We start from the raw sequence: 19,010 nt of genomic DNA on the forward strand, positions 1-19,010 counted from the left end.
GCTGGTTTAGCGCCGAATGAATCTGAGATTAGATATCAAGATTCTAAAACTGTGGCCAAAATTAGTTGACCACTACACTAAAAACTGATTTTTGGTTGTAACCACCGAAGAAACATATAAAAAAGCTAAAGTACCTTCTTCAAAACTAAAACTTTCGGGTAATATGTAGCACTCTTCACTAATAGGATTATATAGATTTACATTTTCACCTTGAGAGAAAGCTAGGCTTAATGACTTAGTTAGCTCTTTCGTTTTTTGAGCATCATTAAAAGTTGGTAGTATTACGTACAGTAAATCATCATTAAATATCAATCCTGGTATAACAATTTTTTCCAAAATGGATTCACTTTGTAATATTAGTGGCCCAGATAAAAAATCTTTAAAGTTTATTTTGATATAATTGGACAAACTTGAAATAAATGTTAATTCATCGATTGAAGATTCCGAAACCTCACTCCAACGGTCTATAATTATGCTTGCTAAATTCCTCACTGAAACAGGAAAATAACCCCTTTCCGAAAAAGCGAAAAAAAAGTTTTGAAAACTTCCATCAACTACTTTATTTGTAAACTCACTCTCATTATGAGGTAGATGAAAATTATCATTATTAACAAGGTGTGAGCCTGCATGATTTTTAATATTTATATTATTATTTAAAGCTTCAATAGCTATTTTGGTAGATTGCCAAGCTTGCTCGGAAGGAATGGTCAATGTTCCAGGTTCAATATATTTATTACTCCCTAAATGGGATGCAGGAATAGATTCAATAAATACTCTTTGTATTTCAATTGCTAATCGCATTTCAATTAGAGCTTGAGTATTCTTTTTGTTTCTAATTTCAAAGGCGTTAATAAAATCAGTTATTCTCTCAACACTTCCTCCATACAAAACAGGTAAGGTTTCTTCCATGAAAACTAATTTAATTTCTCCCCAGTCAGCCTCAGGAACAAAGTCCTCAGAAGCAGGAAAGTCAGGCAGAAGTCCATACATAGTCAACATTAAAGATCTAAAGTCGAGGTAACTTTTTATCTGTGGCTCTTGTTGAAAATCTTCTCGTTTCATTTCCAAAAGTGAGCCCCACAAAAGAGAATGTTTTAGCAAGCAACTTCTATTCGGAAACCAAATTTCAGAGCACACTATAGAGTAAGCTAACTCTTCAAATTGATATCTCCTAAAGAGCCTACCTAGCGATTGCTTTGCACTTTCATAGGTTTTACTTGAAGAAGCCAATTTTATATTTTTTTTCTTTGTGTTAATTGATTTACGCTTCTTTTTTTTGTTTCTTATACGAGATTTTGGCATTTTTAATCCTTGACCATTAATTTCCATGAAACTTGTTTTGAATAGATCAATCAAATTTTCTAACATCTATAAAACTAACATTAAAAGTACAATTTTTATTCTTGTTTTAGAAGCATTAATACCTATTTTGTATAAGTCGTCCCTACTCGAAAGAGGTAGGGACGACTCGCAGAGTCGCCCGTCGAGGCCACTGCTCATGATGCCTCGACACCCAATCCGCCTTGAAAAATTGCAGGGCCAGAAGAGGGATGGAAATTTGGGCGCGTCGAAAAGGTGTTGCAATCTCTGATCACTGTGATAATTTTATTTATGAACTAGCTCGAAATGAGCACAAAGAAAAAGGGCGTACTCACTGCCCGCAACACGTTCCTGAGGAGCTGCATTCGCAGCATTATGGGTCACACGACCACCCCACTATAAACAACACAAATATAAACCACAGTAGTTCGCGCTGTATTTCAACAGAAATCACACGGCTCAGCTTTGTTGCTTTAGACCAGTTAGCCTTTATGTCTTATGACAATATGCTCGGTTACGTACCGTTCATATGGCTTTAAAACTTACCTATTTTGGCGTTTCGCCCCCTGGTCTTCGGTTTGGTGTTTTTCTCAATACTTTCAAAATTACTTTTTAAATTTATGAGAAACATGAAATGAGCCAATTAGGATATCGACTTCACCAAATGGTGAACGACACACACCGCGAAAGTAGCTTTAGCACTAGAGCTACCCGAAGCAAAGTTTTAAACCTTGCAGCAGCACAACTACTTAGCCATGGTTATAGATTAAGAGATCCATCAGGTCTTAAAACCAAACATATCAATCACCTTGTAACGCATTGGCAAGATGAAGGTCTAGCACCAAAAACGATTAAAAACAGAATGGCAGCACTGCGTTGGATTGCCGAAAAAATAGGTAAACCTAATATCTGTTCACGCAGCAATGATGATTACGGCATTCCAAGAGTTCGCAACAACCCTATTGGCAAGTCAAAAACGTTAGACATGGATAAACATGCCAAGATCAAGAGTGACTTAATCAAGCTTTCCCTGCGTTTGCAGCAAGAGTTTGGGCTTAGAAAAGAGGAGTGTATGAAATTCAGCTTATCCTATGCTTTGATAGATGCTAACACTCTGCAAATAAAAGGCTCATGGGCTAAGGGTGGCAAATACCGAAAAATTCCGATCTTAAAAGAATCTCAACGACAGCTCATTCGTGATATTGCTGTCGTTACCAAAGGCGCACTAATTGAACCTGAGCGAATGTATGTAGATCAAATGCGTGAGTATGACAGAGAAACTGTTCGTGTAGGATTAAATAAAAATCACGGATTACGTCATCATTACGCAAGGGAGCGTTATTTAGAGCTTACAGGTTGGAAATGCCCTGCCGACGGCGGCCCGCATAGAAGAGAGCTATCGCCCACTGATTATGAGCACGATACCAAAGTCCGTGAGCAAATTAGCCAAGAGTTAGGTCATGAACGTTTGAAGATAACCTATGCTTACTTGGGAAGTTAAAATTAAGTACTCCTATTAAGAAAGTAAAGATTGAGATGATACCGCCTTTTTTATGTCTATTTTAAATAGCAAATACAAAGCTCATTTTGAGTTCTATTCAGGCTTTCATTACTAACTTAATCATTTACAGTAACTTTTTAGTGCCTTAGACTCCATATCAAGAGCTACTCTATTTATTGTTAGGACATCAAGTGAAGAAGCTGAGATTTGGCTTTACAGGTGAATCAAAAGTATTAAACGAGTTTTCTAATAAACTTGGTCAATGGTGGTATATATTTTTTGCCGCTGCTGGTTCTGCTTTAATTAGTGTTTGCGCCTCTTTTGCAGCCGGCTTTAACTTTATTGAAAAGTACAATGATATTAATGATTTATTTCCTATCTTGTGCTTGTTAATTTGGAACCCTTGGTCAGGGATATTGTTGGGTGTTATAGCTATTTTGTATGGTGGCAAAGGTACTTTTAACGATTTAGATAACCTTAACTCTCAAAACAAAACGCTAAGAGCGGAGAATGAAGAGGTTTCTGACTTAAAAAATCAAATAAACAGCATTTCTGAAGATTCAGAAGCACTACAAAATGAACTCACTGAGCTGCAAGAAAAGTTGGTAGAGACCTGGCTGAAAGGAAGCTCAAGACAATGGAACTTAAGCTCTCAGGAAAGAGTAACAATCTACTACTATGTAGATGAGCATTTCTATTTACTGGCTAGGCATTCTCAAAATCCTGTTTTCGCAGAGCAACATAGAATGAAGTTCTCAAGAAATCAAGGTGTTATAAGTAAGGCTTGGCAGCATAAAATTTGCGTAGATATAGAGGATTGTCCGTTATATAAAGATGACCCTGAAGGCTACAAAAGTTATATGCAAAAACACTACCAGTATGACTCAGAAAAGATTGATAACTTGGCGATGAAAAGTAGTAAATTTGTCGCTATATCAATTATAGATGCAGATAAACATATAGGTGTTATAGTAGTAGAGTCTGTAAGAGCTGACTTTTTCAAGTCACAAAAAGTATCACAGATACGAAAACACTGTACAGATTACCAAAGCTATATGGTTGACTTTGTAAAGGGTGCGATCAAGTACGATAAATCTGCAAAAATTGCAAAAAATCAAAATCAACTTGTTGATCAAGATATTATGGATACATTAAAGGGGAGGTAGTCATGAATAAGTTGCGAGCAATAATGGCATATTTTTGTGCTAATTACCCACATAAAAGTGAACTTTCAAAAGCAAGATTAACAAAGTTAGTTTACTTGGCTGATTGGTACTCTGCCCTAATGAAAAACCGGAAAATGACAGATATTGACTGGGTTTTTAATCACTATGGTCCTTATGTAGATAACATAACAGATTTAGCTAACCTTGATAGTGAATTCTCGATCACTCCTCAAAAAACGAGTTATGGTGGTGATAAATACGTTATCTCATATAACGGTAAAAGTGTTGATAGCACTTTTGACGATGATGAATTAAATATACTTAATACGATAATAAATAAGACCAAGAGTATGTATTTTAACGAATTTATCAATTTTGTGTATTCAACATACCCTATTTCATCAAATGAGAGATATAGTAGATTAAACTTAGAGAAATTAGCAGAACAGTACCGAACTACAAATAGCGTTTCGTAGAAATAAAGGTATTTCTAACATTTAGACGTATCAATTCCTTAGCAACTAGCTTTGGAATTGATATCTCAACTCATATTTAAAATATTTTCTCCTCCAGTTACTTCGCTCACGATTAAAACTCTTTAAAATATTTATAATATTCTGAATACCTATAATTTTGAAATATAAATCATTTTTTATTATTTGGTAATTTATCGTGAGACATATCCTATTGATTTACTTCCCCCATTAAACTTAACTAAATGTAAGTCCAATTATCGTTCGAATTAGGCATGCCTAATTTTAGGAGTCTCGTATGTGGAAAAGAGCGTTAAAAGTAACAGGGTTGGTAGCACTAGGTGTTGTTGATGTTTTGCTATCAGTTTCTGAAGAGAATGACCAGCTAGATGAATTGGATGATGGTATGGGTAACATTATTGCTGATGGTGAAGAGATGACTCGCGCAGAGGCTGAGGATGCTCAGGCTCGTGGCGAGCTTTACGATACTTATCTGTAAATTAGGCATGCCTAATTTTGAGAGAAGAAATGATGACAAATAAAGAGCTTTGGCCATTTAAGCCTGTATACGATGAGCTGAAGATTCGCTTAGCAGGTATTGAGGACGAGTGTGAACCATTAGGTTTAGAGGTTGATCTTCGCAATGAAACGGAAGAAGAGATGTTCATTGCTTTAACCACACAAAAAGCGTTTGCATTTGATGTTATGAATGAGCATGGCGATATTTGGGATATTCGACTAGAACCCTTTTCCACGTTTAAAAGTCGCAGCGATCAGGTTTTCTTTCCTTTCACAGGCCTTAACCCAACTAAACGGTTGAAAATTAGTAACTGGATTTTAGAGCTTTGTAATTGGGAAGGTAATATCTATTTAGGTAATACAAGACATTAAGGTGCACTTATGACTGATTATGAATGGTTTCAAATGTGGGTATTAATGGTGTTGGCTATTCGCGCTACTCGCCACTACGACAAATTGAAGCATGATTTATTTGAAGCAATTAAAGATGGGAAAATATAGCAATGGCTCCTTTACTAACAGGCTGCGCTTTAGTTCTAGCAATAGTGATATTTTTTGCTGTTCTATTCCATTTAAATAGGAAAAACCTCAACAAACTCGACTGATGTCTAATTTTTGAGCCAATAAATTAGGCATGCCTAACTTTTTAAACACAAAAACATCATTTCCCCCACTTTTTAATGCAAAAATACAGACCCCATATCAGGTAAACCCTAGATTTAAAGGGGGCTAAGAAAACCCCCAAAAAGTTCAGGTAGCTTTCTCCAGCATTCACCTTTGTTATCTGCTCAAATAACTCCAAACGAAACTAAAAGAAATCAAAGTAAAGGAGCTTTATTATGTTTGAGCTTAGAGAAACAGGTTTATTTTACACCCCAACAGCCGATTCAGAACCAAGGTTCTTGTGTGGCCCAATTCAAGTGCTTGGCATTTCCAGAGGAGGTAACAGTACTCGAGACTACGGCTTGCTTGTTGAGTGGAAAAACTTAGACGGTATTTGCATACGCAAGCTAATACCACGACGCCACATAATTAATGATCAAGGTAAAGTGTTAAAAGAATTGCTTGTAGATACAGGCCTTGCACTTTCAAGTCGTAAAGGTATATGGGACCCAATAACATCTTACCTGATTCAAGCAAGGCCAGAAAAACGATATAAAAGCGCGACTCAAACAGGCTGGCTTAATAATAGCTTTGTTACACCCAGTTGGTGCGTAAGTAATGGAGCAGAGCAAGTTATTTACTCAGGCACAAAAGAAGCTGATTTTTTAAGTTCCGCAGGTACCTTATCTAGTTGGCAGAAAGAGGTTGGTACTCTTTGTATTAATAACCCATTACTTGCATTTACTGTTTGCACAGGCTTATGTGCCCCCCTGCTTCATTGGTTAAATTGGCCCAGTTGTGGTGTTCACCTGTTTGGTAAGTCCAAAGTATCTAAAACAACGATCTTAATCATGGCTGCAAGCTTGTACTCAGGTACTGACTTCTATTATGCATGGAGAAGCACCGCTAATGGATTAGAAGCAGTAGCGGTGGAACACAATAACTTACTGCTTTGCTTAGATGAACTGCATCAGGTAGACCCTGAGGTCGTCGATCAGTCCATTTATACAATAGCTAATGGAATGTCAAAATCACGCAGTAATAAAGATGGTTCCCAAAGCCAGCGAAAAAAGTGGCGACTTATCTTTTTAAGTACCGGTGAAATGGGACTTGAAGAAAAACTTTCATCAATACATAAAGGCGTAAAAGCAGGTCAAGAAATCCGTTTCTTAGAAGTACCAGCCCAAAGGCAACATGGTGCTTATGACGATCTTTATGGTCATAACAACATGAATGACTTTTCTGAATCTATTTGGAAAGCCGTTAACGAAAATCACGGCACTGTCATGCCACAATGGGTTGAGTACTTAAGCACTATTGATGATCTCCCTACTCTTTTAAATCGCAATATCAAAGCGATGTTAACCCATTGGGAAATAACAAAAGAAAATAATGGCAATCAGGTTATTGAAGCAGCAAAAAGATTTGCGTTACATGGTGTGAGTGGTGAATTGGCTGCTTCAGCTGGACTTATGCCTTGGCCTAAAGGCCTTGCTGAAAAAAGCGCAAAGGAAGCCTTTGATGCTTGGCTCGAAATACGTGGCTCTTCTAGTGATTCAGAAGATGACAAGTTGATAAAACAATTACCAACTGCCTTAGAACTTTGGCGACGAAAATTATTACCTGAAGGTAAGTTTTTGGGTGATAACTACGGCTACGCGATAGAAAAAGATCGCCAGCTTGCTTGGTTCATAACTCGTGATGCATTTATGAAAGGATTAAAGGTTAGTTATAAAGCTGATATTTCTCATACGATTAAACTAATGTGTAAAAATCATTGGCTGGAAAGTCGTGAAGGTCGAGGAACATTCAAGAAAGTAATCGCAGGTGGGCCACCTGGTGGTCGCTACTTTAAGGTGCTACCACAACAAATTGTGGCTGATTTAGCTTTAGATGAGACACTTTCCCAAGTTTATTTCCCAACTTAAAGTGATGAATTAATTGAATTTTCCCAATATTCCCGTTTTCCCAATAAATTTTAGAGAGTAGACCATGAAAAATGATATAAGTGATGCACTACGTAAGAATGACGAATTACCAGATATCCGAAATACAATTGAAGAGATGATCTTGAAAAGTCACTTAAGCAACAAAGCCGCATTAACAGTTGACGAATGCGCACTTTATACAGGTATGGCAAAAAGCTATATCTATAAACTAACCCATGAAGGCATTATTCCTCATGCAAAACCTAATGGTAAAAAGATCTTCTTCGATAGGTTAGAGCTTGATCAATGGCTTCTTGGTAACAAGGTAAAAGGTGATATAAGCGAAAGTGATTTCATCAAAAAGACAGCAGAATCACTAAACAAGAAATTTTTCTAAAATAGAAAATAAGCCCACATAGTGTGGGCTTATTGATATGAGGGGTCTCTACACCTTGCCGGGACAAACCTCAGTCACAAGGGGAGACCGTTTTTTTCTGAATCAATAGCTTATGATAAGCAATTGATGTAAATTTAATCTAATTAGGTATAAGTATAACAGAATAATTAAGTAGAGCAATATGCGAGTCGATACCAGATTAGAACGCCAAGGGCTAACGAATTCACAAATTTTTTTTATTGAGTGTTGGCTTAGCTTAACCAGTAAAAGTAATATTGATAGTGATAGGGTTACATTTAATAACTCTCTGAATGCTGTTGAAGAGCTCTTGTCCCTATATAAGTTAGGTACAAAATACAGAGCACCACAAAAAAGATTAATAATAGCAGAAGAGCTTATTTCAATATTTAAATCAGATACTTGTTTAGATAACCCAACGTTTAAAAACATACCCAATCATCTGATAGAAATTTTATCTGCAAATATTCCATCAGAGTCAGAAAAGAACCAACCGATAGAAAAAGAAAAAAAATTAATAGTAAGTCTATTAAACCAGCTTAAAACTCTGATAGAAAAAAACTATCGTGATATTGCACTTTATAAAATAGATGAATTAATAAACAATGAAAATGAAGCAGACTTTGATAAACTTTATGTAGCAACTAATAATCTCGCTAGCACACTAAACAGTCTTGGAATGCCCCTAACCGAGTGTTATTTATTAGGCCGGAACTTTTTCTTATCTCGTAACGAATCCTTTATAGAACAATTTGCTAAATTCAAAGCGAAATTAACCTTACAAGAAGAAGATGTAAGGGTATCTTTAAAAATAATATCAAATAAGCTTTATACATTTCTGGATGGTATTGAGGGAGAATTAAATTTTAACAACTGTAGATTCCATCTAATTGACCATCAAAAAAGAAATAGCATCGCTGTAAATATCACAGTATGTGCAATCAGTCATTCTGCTGCGCATTCTAAATCTTTACAAGTGTTGCATCGCTCATTGGACATTATGGCTGTAGCTATTGGACAAGACAAAATAATCATTCAAAGAAGCTATGACGCTGATGGCTGGGGCATATCAAAAACTATCAGGGATTCAACAGACAACCTAATAAGTATATCTGATCGAATTCAGTCTAGTGATTTCTTACTTTATATGAAAACTATGGAGAGGGTATATTCCGAAGGTAGTGATGAAGCAATCAAAAAAGTTAGCTCTGCCATGAGATTTATGAAAAAGGGACTAGAGCCTGGAGCATCTGAAAGTCGTTTTACAGCCTTTTGGTCTGCACTAGAATCTATAACAGAGGGAGTTTCAGAAGAAACTTTAGGCCATGATGAGCATGTTCTATTTGCAACGATGCCATGTATTGGACTTGATTATCCAATAAAACAGCTTTTCGCCTTAAGGGGTGTTGCTAAAGAGTTAGAGTGGGGGGAACTCACTCTTGATAATAATAGATTAGATCTTAAAACAGCCAACCTTGTAGATTTATATAAGGCTATTAAAAATGAACAAATTAAAGTGCAAATAAGAGCTAATTTAGAAAAATATCCATACGCAAAACACAGGTTCAATAAATTAATGCATTTTTGTAACAAACCTTACCTCCTTGGAGAAAAGGTTCAGCAACACATGAAGAAAGTAGAGTTACAAATCCATCGAATATATAGAACAAGAAACTCTATTGTTCATAATGCACATACACCTGAAAGATTAGAGCTACTTTTAGTTAACGTAGAGCATTACCTGAGAGGTACTCTCAATGCTATGGTTTATATGATGGAAAATGCACAAACGATCGTAACCCCTGAAGAAGCTTTCTCTAGATACAAGTACCTCACAAACAAAATTATTGGTGAAATGGATCCAACATATCTCATGAGAAGTACCTCTACGAAAGAAAAAAAAGAGAAAGAAAACAGAGAGAAAGCACTTCGTTCAGGTGACGAAGAAACTACCGATATTGAACTAGTCAAATGGCTGGAAATACACGAGTAAGTTTCCTTTAGTTTACTTGCACGATATTTTCTAATGCGAAAGTGGGCCACCACAGACCCACCAAAAAAACATAAACTTACTGTTTTTATTAACTTTTTTACTTATTGTATTGGTAAATAAGCACCTTATTACAGATATATGTTTATTATAAGAGCACTTAGGTGCTCTTTTTTTATGTAAAATATTCACTATAAAATATGTATTTATACCGTCAATCCCTGCCAGTTCTGCCAATAAAATCATACCCAAAGCGATAATTATTACCAGCTAGATTATGTAGATTAGATTGTAGAAAGAGCCTTTAAGTAAGGTATTAATAGCGCAAGTAACACCCATTTTAAGGTCAAAACCGATACATATTTCAAACAAAAATACGTTTTAAAATCGTTATCCTCCACACAAAAGTTAGTTATAAATAGCTTTTTTATAATTACCTAGCTCATAAAAACTAATGTTATTTGCTCAATTTAAGAGCTAAAACGTGAAGATCAACACTCTAAAAAACCAACTTTATACAACATATGGACAGACGATCACTGCGGATTTTTAATAAAAATGACTCGAGATTTGAGTGCGTCAAACTTTTGATCTACTAATCCACCAGCAAAATACATAAAAAAAGCAGCTATAAATACGCATTAAATTAAATATATTGAGATCACTTATCCACAAAACCTAATTTTTAGCTCAAATAAATAGTAAATTGAGCTACCACACTCGAAAAAACCTAATGATCTATTAAAAATTATCTGTTTATAAGCTTATTTTTAATTAATTTCGTTAGATCAGCCCAATTAGATCATTTAATAAAATTATTTTCGATCTAAATTTAAGGTTATCAACAACCTTTATATCCACATTATGATCACCTTGTGCTTTTTATGCCTAGATTTACAATTAAGTCTCTCACTAAATAGTAATATCAATAACTTAGCGATTATTAAACAACCTAAAAGGTGTGTTTAAACAGAGCTTTCCCCACTGTTATCAACAACTTGATCAGAAGATTACATTTAAAGATATTTTGTTAAGCCTTATAATATCAACAACTTAAGTAGGCGCTTTAAAATAAGAGTAAAATTAGCACAAAAATAGTTATACAAAAAAGCACTCTTAACTTTACTGTTACTCACACTCAGTTATCATAGGCAGCAATTAAAACCAATGTGATCACTAATATTCATGAGTTCAGTAAATCTTATTGTTGGCAGCCAAATGGGATCAGCCGAGTATGTTGCAGAGCAACTAAGCGACGCGCTTAATAACCTTGGTATTACTACACAACTACATGATCAACCTGAATTTAGCGATATTGATCAGCAAAATACCATTTGGTTAATTTGCACATCTACTTATGGTGCAGGTGATTATCCTGAAAACTTTATTAGCTTTGTTGAAGATGTGACTCAAGCTAATGATTTATCAGAATTAAAATACTCAGTAATCGCTTTAGGTGATACCAGTTATGACACTTACAACCAAGCTGGACGTAATATAGATGCCTTATTATCTCAAAAAGGCGCTATAAAAGTAGCAGAACGCTTAGAGCTTAATATTCTCGATGAAGCACTACCAGAAGACACAGCATTAGCATGGTTAGACTCTTGGATAACCAAAGCAGGCTTAAAATAGATAGATCAAGTAAAAAGTTATATATAAAGTTACCCACAATTTACTAATAATTTAATAGATTTTGTGGATAAAGATTGAATAAACTGCTTTTTAAAGCATGCTTATCCATGGGATAAGATCCAACTGATTCAGCCCTGTGCATAAGGTGCCTTTTTGATCAGAGCTTATTTGCTGGATGATCCGATCATATTAACACCTTTAGATCTGATCTAATTTCATGTTTTAAATGAAGATCTAAACCTTATCAACAGAAAAGCTGGTCAGTAGTAGTAATAGTAATAAAAGATCTCTTTAAAAGATCCTTTATATTATTAGAGATCACATACTTAGATCTTGCTCTTTGTTTAATCATTTATCTTCTGCCAATTTCTAGGTAGAATACGCTCCCTTTTGAAGTTTACCGGTTTGATTTAAGTAGGATCCCATTAATGATTTTTCACGAAAATTTTGACGTTATCGTAGTAGGTGGTGGACATGCTGGCACTGAAGCCGCATTAGCAGCTGCCCGTATGGGGATGAATACCCTGCTACTGACTCACAATATGGATACCCTTGGTCAAATGTCTTGTAACCCAGCTATTGGTGGGATTGGCAAAGGTCATTTGGTAAAAGAAATTGATGCGCTTGGCGGTGCAATGGCACAGGCCATTGACAAAGGCGGGATCCAATTTCGCACACTAAACTCTTCAAAAGGACCTGCTGTTCGTGCAACTCGAGCACAAGCAGATCGCGCTTTGTACAAAGCAGCTATTCAAACAACATTACAAAACCAAGATAACCTTAAGATTTTTCAACAATCATGTGATGATCTTATTGTTGAAAACGATCGTGTTACTGGCGTAGTAACTCAAATGGGTTTACGTTTTAGTGCTCCAAGTGTTGTTTTAACTGTGGGTACTTTTTTAGGTGGCCAAATACACATTGGTTTAGAAAATTACAAAGGTGGTCGTGCTGGTGATCCACCATCAATTGCATTGGCTGAACGTTTACGCGAACACCCTTTTAGAGTGGATCGCTTAAAAACAGGTACTCCGCCACGTATTGATGCACGTACTGTTGATTTTACAAAAATGGAAGCACAGCCTGGTGATATGCCAACACCTGTATTTTCATTTATGGGTAAACAATCAGATCACCCACAACAAATACCGTGTTACATCACTTACACAAACGAAAAAACACATGATGTTATTCGTAAAAACCTACATCGCTCACCTATGTACTCAGGTGTTATTGAAGGTATTGGTCCACGCTACTGCCCATCAATTGAAGATAAAATTGTACGTTTTGCGGATAAAGATAAGCACCAAATATTTGTTGAACCTGAAGGCTTAACATCATACGAATTATATCCAAATGGTATTTCTACTAGTTTACCGTTTGATGTACAACTTGAGATTGTGCAATCTATTTCTGGTTTTGAAAATGCACATATTTGTCGACCAGGCTATGCAATAGAATATGACTACTTTGATCCACGCGATTTAAAACAGTCTTTAGAAACAAAATTTATCGAAGGCTTATTTTTCGCGGGTCAAATTAACGGCACTACCGGTTATGAAGAAGCGGGTGCACAAGGCTTAATTGCAGGTATGAATGCTGCGTTAAAAGTGCAAGGTAAAGACTCTTGGACGCCACGTCGCGATGAAGCTTACGTGGGTGTATTAATTGACGACTTAGCAACACTGGGTACGAAAGAACCGTACCGCATGTTTACTAGCCGTGCCGAATACCGTTTACTACTTCGTGAAGATAATGCAGATATTCGCTTAACTGAAAAAGGCCGTGAGCTGGGTTTAGTTAATGACGAACGTTGGCAGGCATTTAACGAAAAAATGGAAGTAATTGAGAAAGAAAAACAACGCATTAAAGATACGTGGATTCATAAAGATCACGTCGTTGTTGATCAAGTAAATACATTACTAAAAACACCATTAACTCGTGAAGCAAGTTTAGAAGAATTACTTCGTCGTCCAGAGATTCGTTATAACGATCTTATGGCTATTGACGGTTTAGGATCTGAATTTACAAACGTAGCAGCACTTGAACAAGTTGAGATCCATACTAAGTACGCAGGCTATATTGCGCGTCAACAAGATGAGATCAATAAGCAGCTTCGTCATGAGCAAACAATTTTACCAAAAGAGTTTGATTACAAAACTGTATCAGGTTTATCAAATGAGGTTGTTGCTAAGCTTATTGAGTCACGTCCAGACACTATTGGCCAAGCATCGCGTATTTCTGGTATCACCCCAGCGGCGATTTCGCTATTATTAGTGTATCTGAAGAAGCAAGGCTTATTACGCAAATCTGCGTAACGATAAGGGTACATAGTGTTACAGCAACAATTAACTACATTGTTAGCGCAAACTGATATTGCGCTAACACAAAAACAACAGCAACAGCTAGTTCGTTACGTCGAGTTATTAGATAAGTGGAATAAAGCTTATAATTTAACTTCGGTACGCTTACCTGAAGAAATGATGATTAAGCATATTATGGATAGTTTAGTTGTTGCACCTCACTTACCTGGTCATCATTATATTGATGTTGGCACAGGGCCTGGCCTTCCAGGCATTGTATTAGCGATTGCATTACCTAACACACAATTCGTGTTACTAGATAGTCTAGGTAAACGCGTTCGCTTTTTAATGCATGTTAAACATGAGCTTGGCCTTGATAACGTAACACCTGTTCAGTCAAGAGTTGAAGAATATCAGCCAAGTGTTAAATTAGATGGCGTACTCAGTCGTGCATTTGCTTCATTACAAGATATGGTTGACTGGTGTTCGCACTTAATTGATCATTCGGGTAAATTTATAGCGCTTAAAGGTGTGTTCCCTAGTGAAGAGCTAGAGTCATTACCTACTGGCGTTAAGTTTGAGCAAAAAATTGCATTAGAAGTACCTAAGTTAGATGCACAACGACATTTAATTATTCTTTCTAAAGACTAGGGATCAGAGACACCGTGGCAAAAGTCATCGCATTAGCAAATCAAAAAGGTGGAGTGGGTAAAACTACAACCGCTGTAAACCTCGCTGCGTCTATGGCTGCAACGAAACGTAAAGTGCTGTTAATTGATCTCGATCCGCAAGGCAATGCGACTATGGGAAGTGGCGTAGATAAGTACGGCGACGTACCAACTATTTACGACTTACTCATTGAAGATAAACCTATAGAAGACGTTATTATCAAAGAAACGTCTGGCGAATACCATATGATTGCTGCAAACGGTGATGTAACCGCTGCAGAAGTTAAATTGATGGAATTATTTGCTCGTGAAGTGCGTTTACGTAACGCACTTGAAAAAATTCAGGATCAGTACGAATTTATTTTTATCGACTGTCCTCCCTCTTTAAATATGTTAACTGTTAACGCAATGGCCGCAGCTGATTCTATTTTAGTGCCAATGCAGTGTGAGTATTATGCACTTGAAGGGTTAACCGCATTAATGGATACGATTACGCAGCTTGCTAAGTTAGTAAACCCTAGCTTACAAATTGAAGGCATACTTCGTACTATGTACGATCCGCGTAACCGTTTAGCGAATGACGTATCAGAACAATTAAAACAACATTTTGGCGACAAAGTATACCGTACGGTGATCCCGCGTAATGTTCGTTTAGCAGAGGCACCTAGTTTTGGTACACCTGCTATGTATTATGACCGGGCATCAAGTGGCGCTAAAGCATATTTAGCACTCGCTGGTGAAATGTTACGTAGAAAAGAAAAAACAGCGTCCGTTGTCGCCTAACTTTGAGGTAAAAAAATAACATGTCTGCTAAAAAACGAGGTTTAGGCCGAGGACTCGATGCACTTTTAAGTTCGTCAAAGCCTACACCGAGCGCAAGCAAGGAACAAGACACATCAAACGTGACTGAAGCTGTAAAAAATGCGGCTGGGCCAAATAACAGTGAATTACAAAAACTCCCAATCGAGTTTTTACACTCTGGTAAATATCAACCTCGTAAAGACATGTCCGAAGAGGCACTAGAAGAGCTTGCTAGTTCTATTCGCTCACAAGGTATTATTCAACCTATAGTCGTGCGCCCTATTGCACAAAATAGTTTTGAAATTATCGCCGGTGAGCGTCGTTGGCGTGCAGCGCAAATAGCTAAGCTTGAAACAGTACCTTGTATTATTAAAGACGTACCAGATGAAGCTGCAGTTGCTATTGCGCTAATAGAAAATATTCAACGTGAAGACTTAAATGCTATGGAAGAAGCGGTTGCGTTAAATCGCTTACTTAATGAATTTGAACTAACACATCAACAAGTAGCAGATGCGGTTGGCAAATCACGTACTACAGTAACTAACTTACTTCGTTTAAATAATTTAAACAGTGATGTAAAAATTCTGTTAGAGCATGGCGACATTGAAATGGGGCACGCTCGTTGTTTATTAGCCCTTGAGGGAGAAGCACAATCAGATGCTGCTCGTTTAGCTGTCGCTAAAGCACTAACCGTTCGTGAAACCGAGAAGTTAGTTCGTTCAATTTTAGAACCAGTGCCAGCTAAAGAAATAGCTGAAAAAGATCCAGATGTTAAACAGTTAGAGCAACAACTCGCTGAAAACCTAGGTGCCAAAGTAGAAATAAATTACAACAAAAAAGGCAAAGGTAAGCTTGTTATTTCTTATACTAATTTGGACGAACTTGACGGCATTTTAAATCGCATTAATCAAGACAATACCCACCATTAGTTTTCTACATGTCTAAAAAGGGACATTTGTAGCTATTTCGTGTTACAAAGCGTCTACTCAAGTTGCAAAACTGGCAGGATTAAGTATAATTTCGCCAGTTTTCACACCCTAACAATTAGAACGCAATAAAGGTTAACTAAACGTGACTGATAAGTTAGCGAGTCCATATCGACTTGCCGTATTAAAGTTAATTTGCCTTCAGGGTGTTGTAGCATTAGTTGCTGCTGTAATTATTTGTTTTAGTTCGGGAGTCAATGCCGCGCTTTCATCACTCGCTGGTGGAGTTGTCGCAGTACTTCCGCACTTTGTATTTGGTCTTTATGCATTCAGACATATGGGTGCAAGTCGAGCAAATCAAGCGTATGCCTCGTTGAAACGCGGCAACGGATTAAAATTTATGCTAACAATTGTATTGTTTGCGCTAGTACTGAAGCATTTTCCGGTAATTTTATTACCCTTTTTTAGTACTTATATACTGGCGCTCTTTACTGGATTGTTCGCACCCGTTTTTTTTAAACATTAACTTTGGGATATAACATGGCAGCAGAAGAAGTTACTCTATCTGGCCATATCCAGCACCATTTGACCAATGCTAAGATGTGTTCGACCGATACAGGTCTCGCCTTCAATAAAGCATGTACGGATAGTGGTTTCTGGACATGGCATATAGATACCCTCGCATGGTCTATCGGTTTAGGTCTTATATTTTTATGGATCTTTCGTAGTGCCGCTAAAAAATCAACACTAGGTGTACCTGGAAAATTTCAGTGCTTTATTGAAATAATCGTAGAATTTGTTGGCGACAACGTACGCGATACTTTCCATGGTAAAAGCAAACTTATTGCACCATTAGCCTTAACGATTTTCGTTTGGGTGTTCTTAATGAACTTAATGGATTTAATCCCAGTTGACTTTTTACCAGCATTTGCAGGTTTCGTTGGTGAAACAGCATTTGGTATGGATTCACATGATGTGTACATGAAAATTGTACCTACTACCGATATTAATATGACTTCAGCGCTAGCGCTGGGTGTATTTATACTAATGGTTGGCTTTTCAATCAAAATAAAAGGTATTGGCGGGTTTATTAAAGAGTTAACGCTTCATCCGTTCAGCTCAAATAACATGTTTGTTCAAATTATTTTGATACCATTTAACTTATTACTTGAACTGATTGCACTCGTTTCTAAACCGTTTTCATTAGCACTACGTTTGTTTGGTAACTTATATGCTGGTGAGTTGATTTTCATCTTGATCGGCGCTATCGGTTATATGCAACTACCGTTGCACTTTGTTTGGGCAGTATTCCATATTCTAGTTATTACATTACAAGCATTCTTATTCATGATGCTTACGATTGTATACCTAAGCATGGCAAGCTCAGATAATCACTAATTTTTACAACCTTTAATATTTAACTTTAATTTACAATTGAAACTTTGGAGAAAAAAATGGAACTAGTATTAGGTCTTAAGTATATCGCAGTAGCTTTACTAATCGGCTTTGGTGCAATCGGCACAGCAATCGGTTTTGGTAACATGGGCGGTAAATTCCTTGAAGCATGTGCGCGTCAACCTGAGCTTGCACCTTCGCTACAAGTTAAGATGTTTATTCTTGCTGGTCTAATCGATGCTGTAGCAATGATTGGTGTTGGTATCGCTATGGTATTGTTGTTCGTACTTTAATTTTATTTTTTGAACAGCTTACTATTTAAGGAGGAGCGGTTGTGAACTTAAACGCCACTCTTATCGGTGAATTGATTGCGTTTACGGTGTTCGTATTATTTTGTATGAAATACGTATGGCCACCACTAAACGGTGCAATTGAAGCTCGCCAGAAAAAAATCGAAGATGGTTTAGCTGCCTCTGATAGAGCCGAAAAAGACTTAGAACTTGCGCAAAAGAAAGCTGCTGAACAGCTTAAAGATGCAAAAGCTCAAGCGGCTGATATCATTGATCAAGCTAAAAAGCGTGCAGTGCTAATTGTTGACGAAGAAACACTTCGTGGTCAGCAAGAGCGTGAAAGTATCATTGCTCAAGGGCACTCTGAAGTTGAGTCTGAACGTAATCGCATAACAGAAGAGCTACGTAAGCAAGTAGCAACTCTGGCAGTGATTGGTGCAGAACGTATTTTAGAGCGTGAAATTAATCAAGCCGCACATAGTGACATCGTTGAAAAACTTGTCGCTGAGCTGTAATTAGGAGGGTATGAGCATGTCTAATTTGACTACTATCGCTCGCCCATACGCTAAAGCGGCTTTTGAACTTGCCGTTGAGAAAGGCACTCTAGAAAGCTGGAATGATATGTTGTTCTTTGCAGGCCACGTAGCCAGCAATGAACAAGCATCATCTGCTTTAGCAGGTATGCCTACAGCTACTGCACAAGCTGAATTATTTATTCAACTTTGTGCTGAGCAGCTCAACGAACAAGGTCAGAACCTAGTTAAGGTGATGGCTGAAAATGGACGTTTGACAGCTCTACCTGACGTTGCTGAGTTATTTGCTGAATTTAAAGCAGAATACGATAAAGAAATCGAAGTAGATGTGATTTCTGCAACTCCTCTTGTTGCTGCGCAACAAGAGTCATTGGTAGCGGCACTTGAAAAACGTTTCGCACGCAAAGTTAAGCTGAATTGTAGTGAAGACGCGTCAGTGGTTGGTGGACTTATTATTAGGTCTGGCGACACTGTAATCGACGGTACTATTCGCGGTAAATTAAGCCGCTTAGCTACAACACTACAATCGTAATTGGGAAAAAGA

General features: G+C 37.1%; 20 protein-coding genes. 19 read left to right on the forward strand and 1 reads right to left on the reverse strand.

Features of this window, described 5'->3' with window-relative positions; translation table 11 throughout:
- Positions 1 to 72: 72 nt before the first annotated feature.
- The gene (locus I6E69_RS19325) at positions 73 to 1,302 is read right to left on the reverse strand and encodes a hypothetical protein (protein WP_197121992.1); all 1,230 of its coding nucleotides are present in this window, start codon (positions 1,300 to 1,302) and stop codon (positions 73 to 75) included.
- 248 nt (positions 1,303 to 1,550) lie between these two features.
- Here I6E69_RS19325 and I6E69_RS19330 point away from each other — a divergent pair, with 248 nt between their 5' ends.
- The 19 genes from I6E69_RS19330 to atpH all read left to right on the forward strand — a co-directional run bounded on the left by I6E69_RS19330 (position 1,551) and on the right by atpH (position 18,998).
- Complete coding sequence (locus tag I6E69_RS19330; protein ID WP_197121994.1) at positions 1,551 to 1,859, forward strand: hypothetical protein; 309 nt, start codon at positions 1,551 to 1,553, stop codon at positions 1,857 to 1,859.
- Positions 1,860 to 1,954: 95 nt separating this feature from the next.
- Positions 1,955 to 2,821 carry a phage integrase N-terminal domain-containing protein gene (locus I6E69_RS19335; protein ID WP_197121996.1) on the forward strand — a complete coding sequence of 289 codons (867 nt, stop codon included), beginning with the start codon at positions 1,955 to 1,957 and terminating at the stop codon, positions 2,819 to 2,821.
- A 191-nt stretch (positions 2,822 to 3,012) separates the two neighbouring features.
- Complete coding sequence (locus I6E69_RS19340; protein WP_197121998.1) at positions 3,013 to 3,987, forward strand: hypothetical protein; 975 nt, start codon at positions 3,013 to 3,015, stop codon at positions 3,985 to 3,987.
- 2 nt (positions 3,988 to 3,989) lie between these two features.
- On the forward strand, positions 3,990 to 4,463 hold the full coding sequence (locus I6E69_RS19345) for a Panacea domain-containing protein (protein WP_182395905.1): 474 nt from the start codon (positions 3,990 to 3,992) through the stop codon (positions 4,461 to 4,463).
- A gap of 295 nt (positions 4,464 to 4,758) precedes the next feature.
- The gene (locus tag I6E69_RS19350) at positions 4,759 to 4,959 is read left to right on the forward strand and encodes a hypothetical protein (RefSeq protein ID WP_182395903.1); all 201 of its coding nucleotides are present in this window, start codon (positions 4,759 to 4,761) and stop codon (positions 4,957 to 4,959) included.
- Positions 4,960 to 4,988: 29 nt separating this feature from the next.
- A complete protein-coding gene (locus I6E69_RS19355) occupies positions 4,989 to 5,351 on the forward strand; it encodes a hypothetical protein (RefSeq protein WP_231619831.1) in 363 nt (120 codons plus the stop codon).
- Positions 5,352 to 5,818: 467 nt separating this feature from the next.
- On the forward strand, positions 5,819 to 7,510 hold the full coding sequence (locus tag I6E69_RS19360; protein WP_197122000.1) for a DUF927 domain-containing protein: 1,692 nt from the start codon (positions 5,819 to 5,821) through the stop codon (positions 7,508 to 7,510).
- A 64-nt stretch (positions 7,511 to 7,574) separates the two neighbouring features.
- Positions 7,575 to 7,907, forward strand: a complete 333-nt coding sequence (locus I6E69_RS19365; protein WP_197122002.1) for an excisionase family DNA-binding protein — start codon at positions 7,575 to 7,577, stop codon at positions 7,905 to 7,907.
- Positions 7,908 to 8,088: 181 nt separating this feature from the next.
- Positions 8,089 to 9,918 (forward strand): hypothetical protein, encoded by a 1,830-nt coding sequence (locus tag I6E69_RS19370; RefSeq protein WP_197122004.1) that lies wholly within the window; start codon positions 8,089 to 8,091, stop codon positions 9,916 to 9,918.
- A 1,182-nt stretch (positions 9,919 to 11,100) separates the two neighbouring features.
- On the forward strand, positions 11,101 to 11,550 hold the full coding sequence (gene mioC / locus I6E69_RS19375) for an FMN-binding protein MioC (RefSeq protein ID WP_197122007.1): 450 nt from the start codon (positions 11,101 to 11,103) through the stop codon (positions 11,548 to 11,550).
- Between the two features lie 428 nt (positions 11,551 to 11,978).
- Positions 11,979 to 13,868, forward strand: a complete 1,890-nt coding sequence (gene mnmG, locus I6E69_RS19380) for a tRNA uridine-5-carboxymethylaminomethyl(34) synthesis enzyme MnmG (protein ID WP_197122010.1) — start codon at positions 11,979 to 11,981, stop codon at positions 13,866 to 13,868.
- A gap of 15 nt (positions 13,869 to 13,883) precedes the next feature.
- On the forward strand, positions 13,884 to 14,504 hold the full coding sequence (rsmG, locus tag I6E69_RS19385; RefSeq protein ID WP_039488568.1) for a 16S rRNA (guanine(527)-N(7))-methyltransferase RsmG: 621 nt from the start codon (positions 13,884 to 13,886) through the stop codon (positions 14,502 to 14,504).
- Between the two features lie 14 nt (positions 14,505 to 14,518).
- The gene (locus I6E69_RS19390) at positions 14,519 to 15,304 is read left to right on the forward strand and encodes a ParA family protein (RefSeq protein WP_004335235.1); all 786 of its coding nucleotides are present in this window, start codon (positions 14,519 to 14,521) and stop codon (positions 15,302 to 15,304) included.
- Positions 15,305 to 15,324: 20 nt separating this feature from the next.
- A complete protein-coding gene (locus I6E69_RS19395; RefSeq protein WP_039488567.1) occupies positions 15,325 to 16,251 on the forward strand; it encodes a ParB/RepB/Spo0J family partition protein in 927 nt (308 codons plus the stop codon).
- A gap of 142 nt (positions 16,252 to 16,393) precedes the next feature.
- Positions 16,394 to 16,774, forward strand: a complete 381-nt coding sequence (locus I6E69_RS19400; RefSeq protein WP_004335240.1) for an ATP synthase subunit I — start codon at positions 16,394 to 16,396, stop codon at positions 16,772 to 16,774.
- 14 nt (positions 16,775 to 16,788) lie between these two features.
- Positions 16,789 to 17,646, forward strand: a complete 858-nt coding sequence (gene atpB, locus I6E69_RS19405; RefSeq protein ID WP_197122013.1) for a F0F1 ATP synthase subunit A — start codon at positions 16,789 to 16,791, stop codon at positions 17,644 to 17,646.
- A gap of 56 nt (positions 17,647 to 17,702) precedes the next feature.
- A complete protein-coding gene (gene atpE, locus I6E69_RS19410) occupies positions 17,703 to 17,936 on the forward strand; it encodes a F0F1 ATP synthase subunit C (RefSeq protein WP_004335261.1) in 234 nt (77 codons plus the stop codon).
- A gap of 41 nt (positions 17,937 to 17,977) precedes the next feature.
- On the forward strand, positions 17,978 to 18,448 hold the full coding sequence (atpF, locus tag I6E69_RS19415) for a F0F1 ATP synthase subunit B (protein ID WP_004335264.1): 471 nt from the start codon (positions 17,978 to 17,980) through the stop codon (positions 18,446 to 18,448).
- Positions 18,449 to 18,464: 16 nt separating this feature from the next.
- Positions 18,465 to 18,998 carry a F0F1 ATP synthase subunit delta gene (gene atpH, locus I6E69_RS19420; protein ID WP_004335267.1) on the forward strand — a complete coding sequence of 178 codons (534 nt, stop codon included), beginning with the start codon at positions 18,465 to 18,467 and terminating at the stop codon, positions 18,996 to 18,998.
- Positions 18,999 to 19,010: the final 12 nt, after the last annotated feature.

Origin of the sequence: Pseudoalteromonas sp. NZS100 (assembly GCF_015864815.1) — a bacterium.
In the GTDB taxonomy this organism is placed as follows: domain Bacteria; phylum Pseudomonadota; class Gammaproteobacteria; order Enterobacterales; family Alteromonadaceae; genus Pseudoalteromonas; species Pseudoalteromonas distincta.

Coding starts and splice junctions, on each gene's coding strand:
- I6E69_RS19325 (WP_197121992.1), bottom strand. CDS start 1,302: ATGCCAAAATCTCGTATAAGAAACAAAAAAAAGAAGCGTAAATCAATT.
- I6E69_RS19330 (WP_197121994.1), top strand. CDS start 1,551: ATGGAAATTTGGGCGCGTCGAAAAGGTGTTGCAATCTCTGATCACTGT.
- I6E69_RS19335 (WP_197121996.1), top strand. CDS start 1,955: ATGAGCCAATTAGGATATCGACTTCACCAAATGGTGAACGACACACAC.
- I6E69_RS19345 (WP_182395905.1), top strand. CDS start 3,990: ATGAATAAGTTGCGAGCAATAATGGCATATTTTTGTGCTAATTACCCA.
- I6E69_RS19350 (WP_182395903.1), top strand. CDS start 4,759: ATGTGGAAAAGAGCGTTAAAAGTAACAGGGTTGGTAGCACTAGGTGTT.
- I6E69_RS19355 (WP_231619831.1), top strand. CDS start 4,989: ATGATGACAAATAAAGAGCTTTGGCCATTTAAGCCTGTATACGATGAG.
- I6E69_RS19360 (WP_197122000.1), top strand. CDS start 5,819: ATGTTTGAGCTTAGAGAAACAGGTTTATTTTACACCCCAACAGCCGAT.
- I6E69_RS19365 (WP_197122002.1), top strand. CDS start 7,575: ATGAAAAATGATATAAGTGATGCACTACGTAAGAATGACGAATTACCA.
- I6E69_RS19370 (WP_197122004.1), top strand. CDS start 8,089: ATGCGAGTCGATACCAGATTAGAACGCCAAGGGCTAACGAATTCACAA.
- mioC (WP_197122007.1), top strand. CDS start 11,101: ATGAGTTCAGTAAATCTTATTGTTGGCAGCCAAATGGGATCAGCCGAG.
- mnmG (WP_197122010.1), top strand. CDS start 11,979: ATGATTTTTCACGAAAATTTTGACGTTATCGTAGTAGGTGGTGGACAT.
- I6E69_RS19395 (WP_039488567.1), top strand. CDS start 15,325: ATGTCTGCTAAAAAACGAGGTTTAGGCCGAGGACTCGATGCACTTTTA.
- atpB (WP_197122013.1), top strand. CDS start 16,789: ATGGCAGCAGAAGAAGTTACTCTATCTGGCCATATCCAGCACCATTTG.
- atpE (WP_004335261.1), top strand. CDS start 17,703: ATGGAACTAGTATTAGGTCTTAAGTATATCGCAGTAGCTTTACTAATC.
- atpH (WP_004335267.1), top strand. CDS start 18,465: ATGTCTAATTTGACTACTATCGCTCGCCCATACGCTAAAGCGGCTTTT.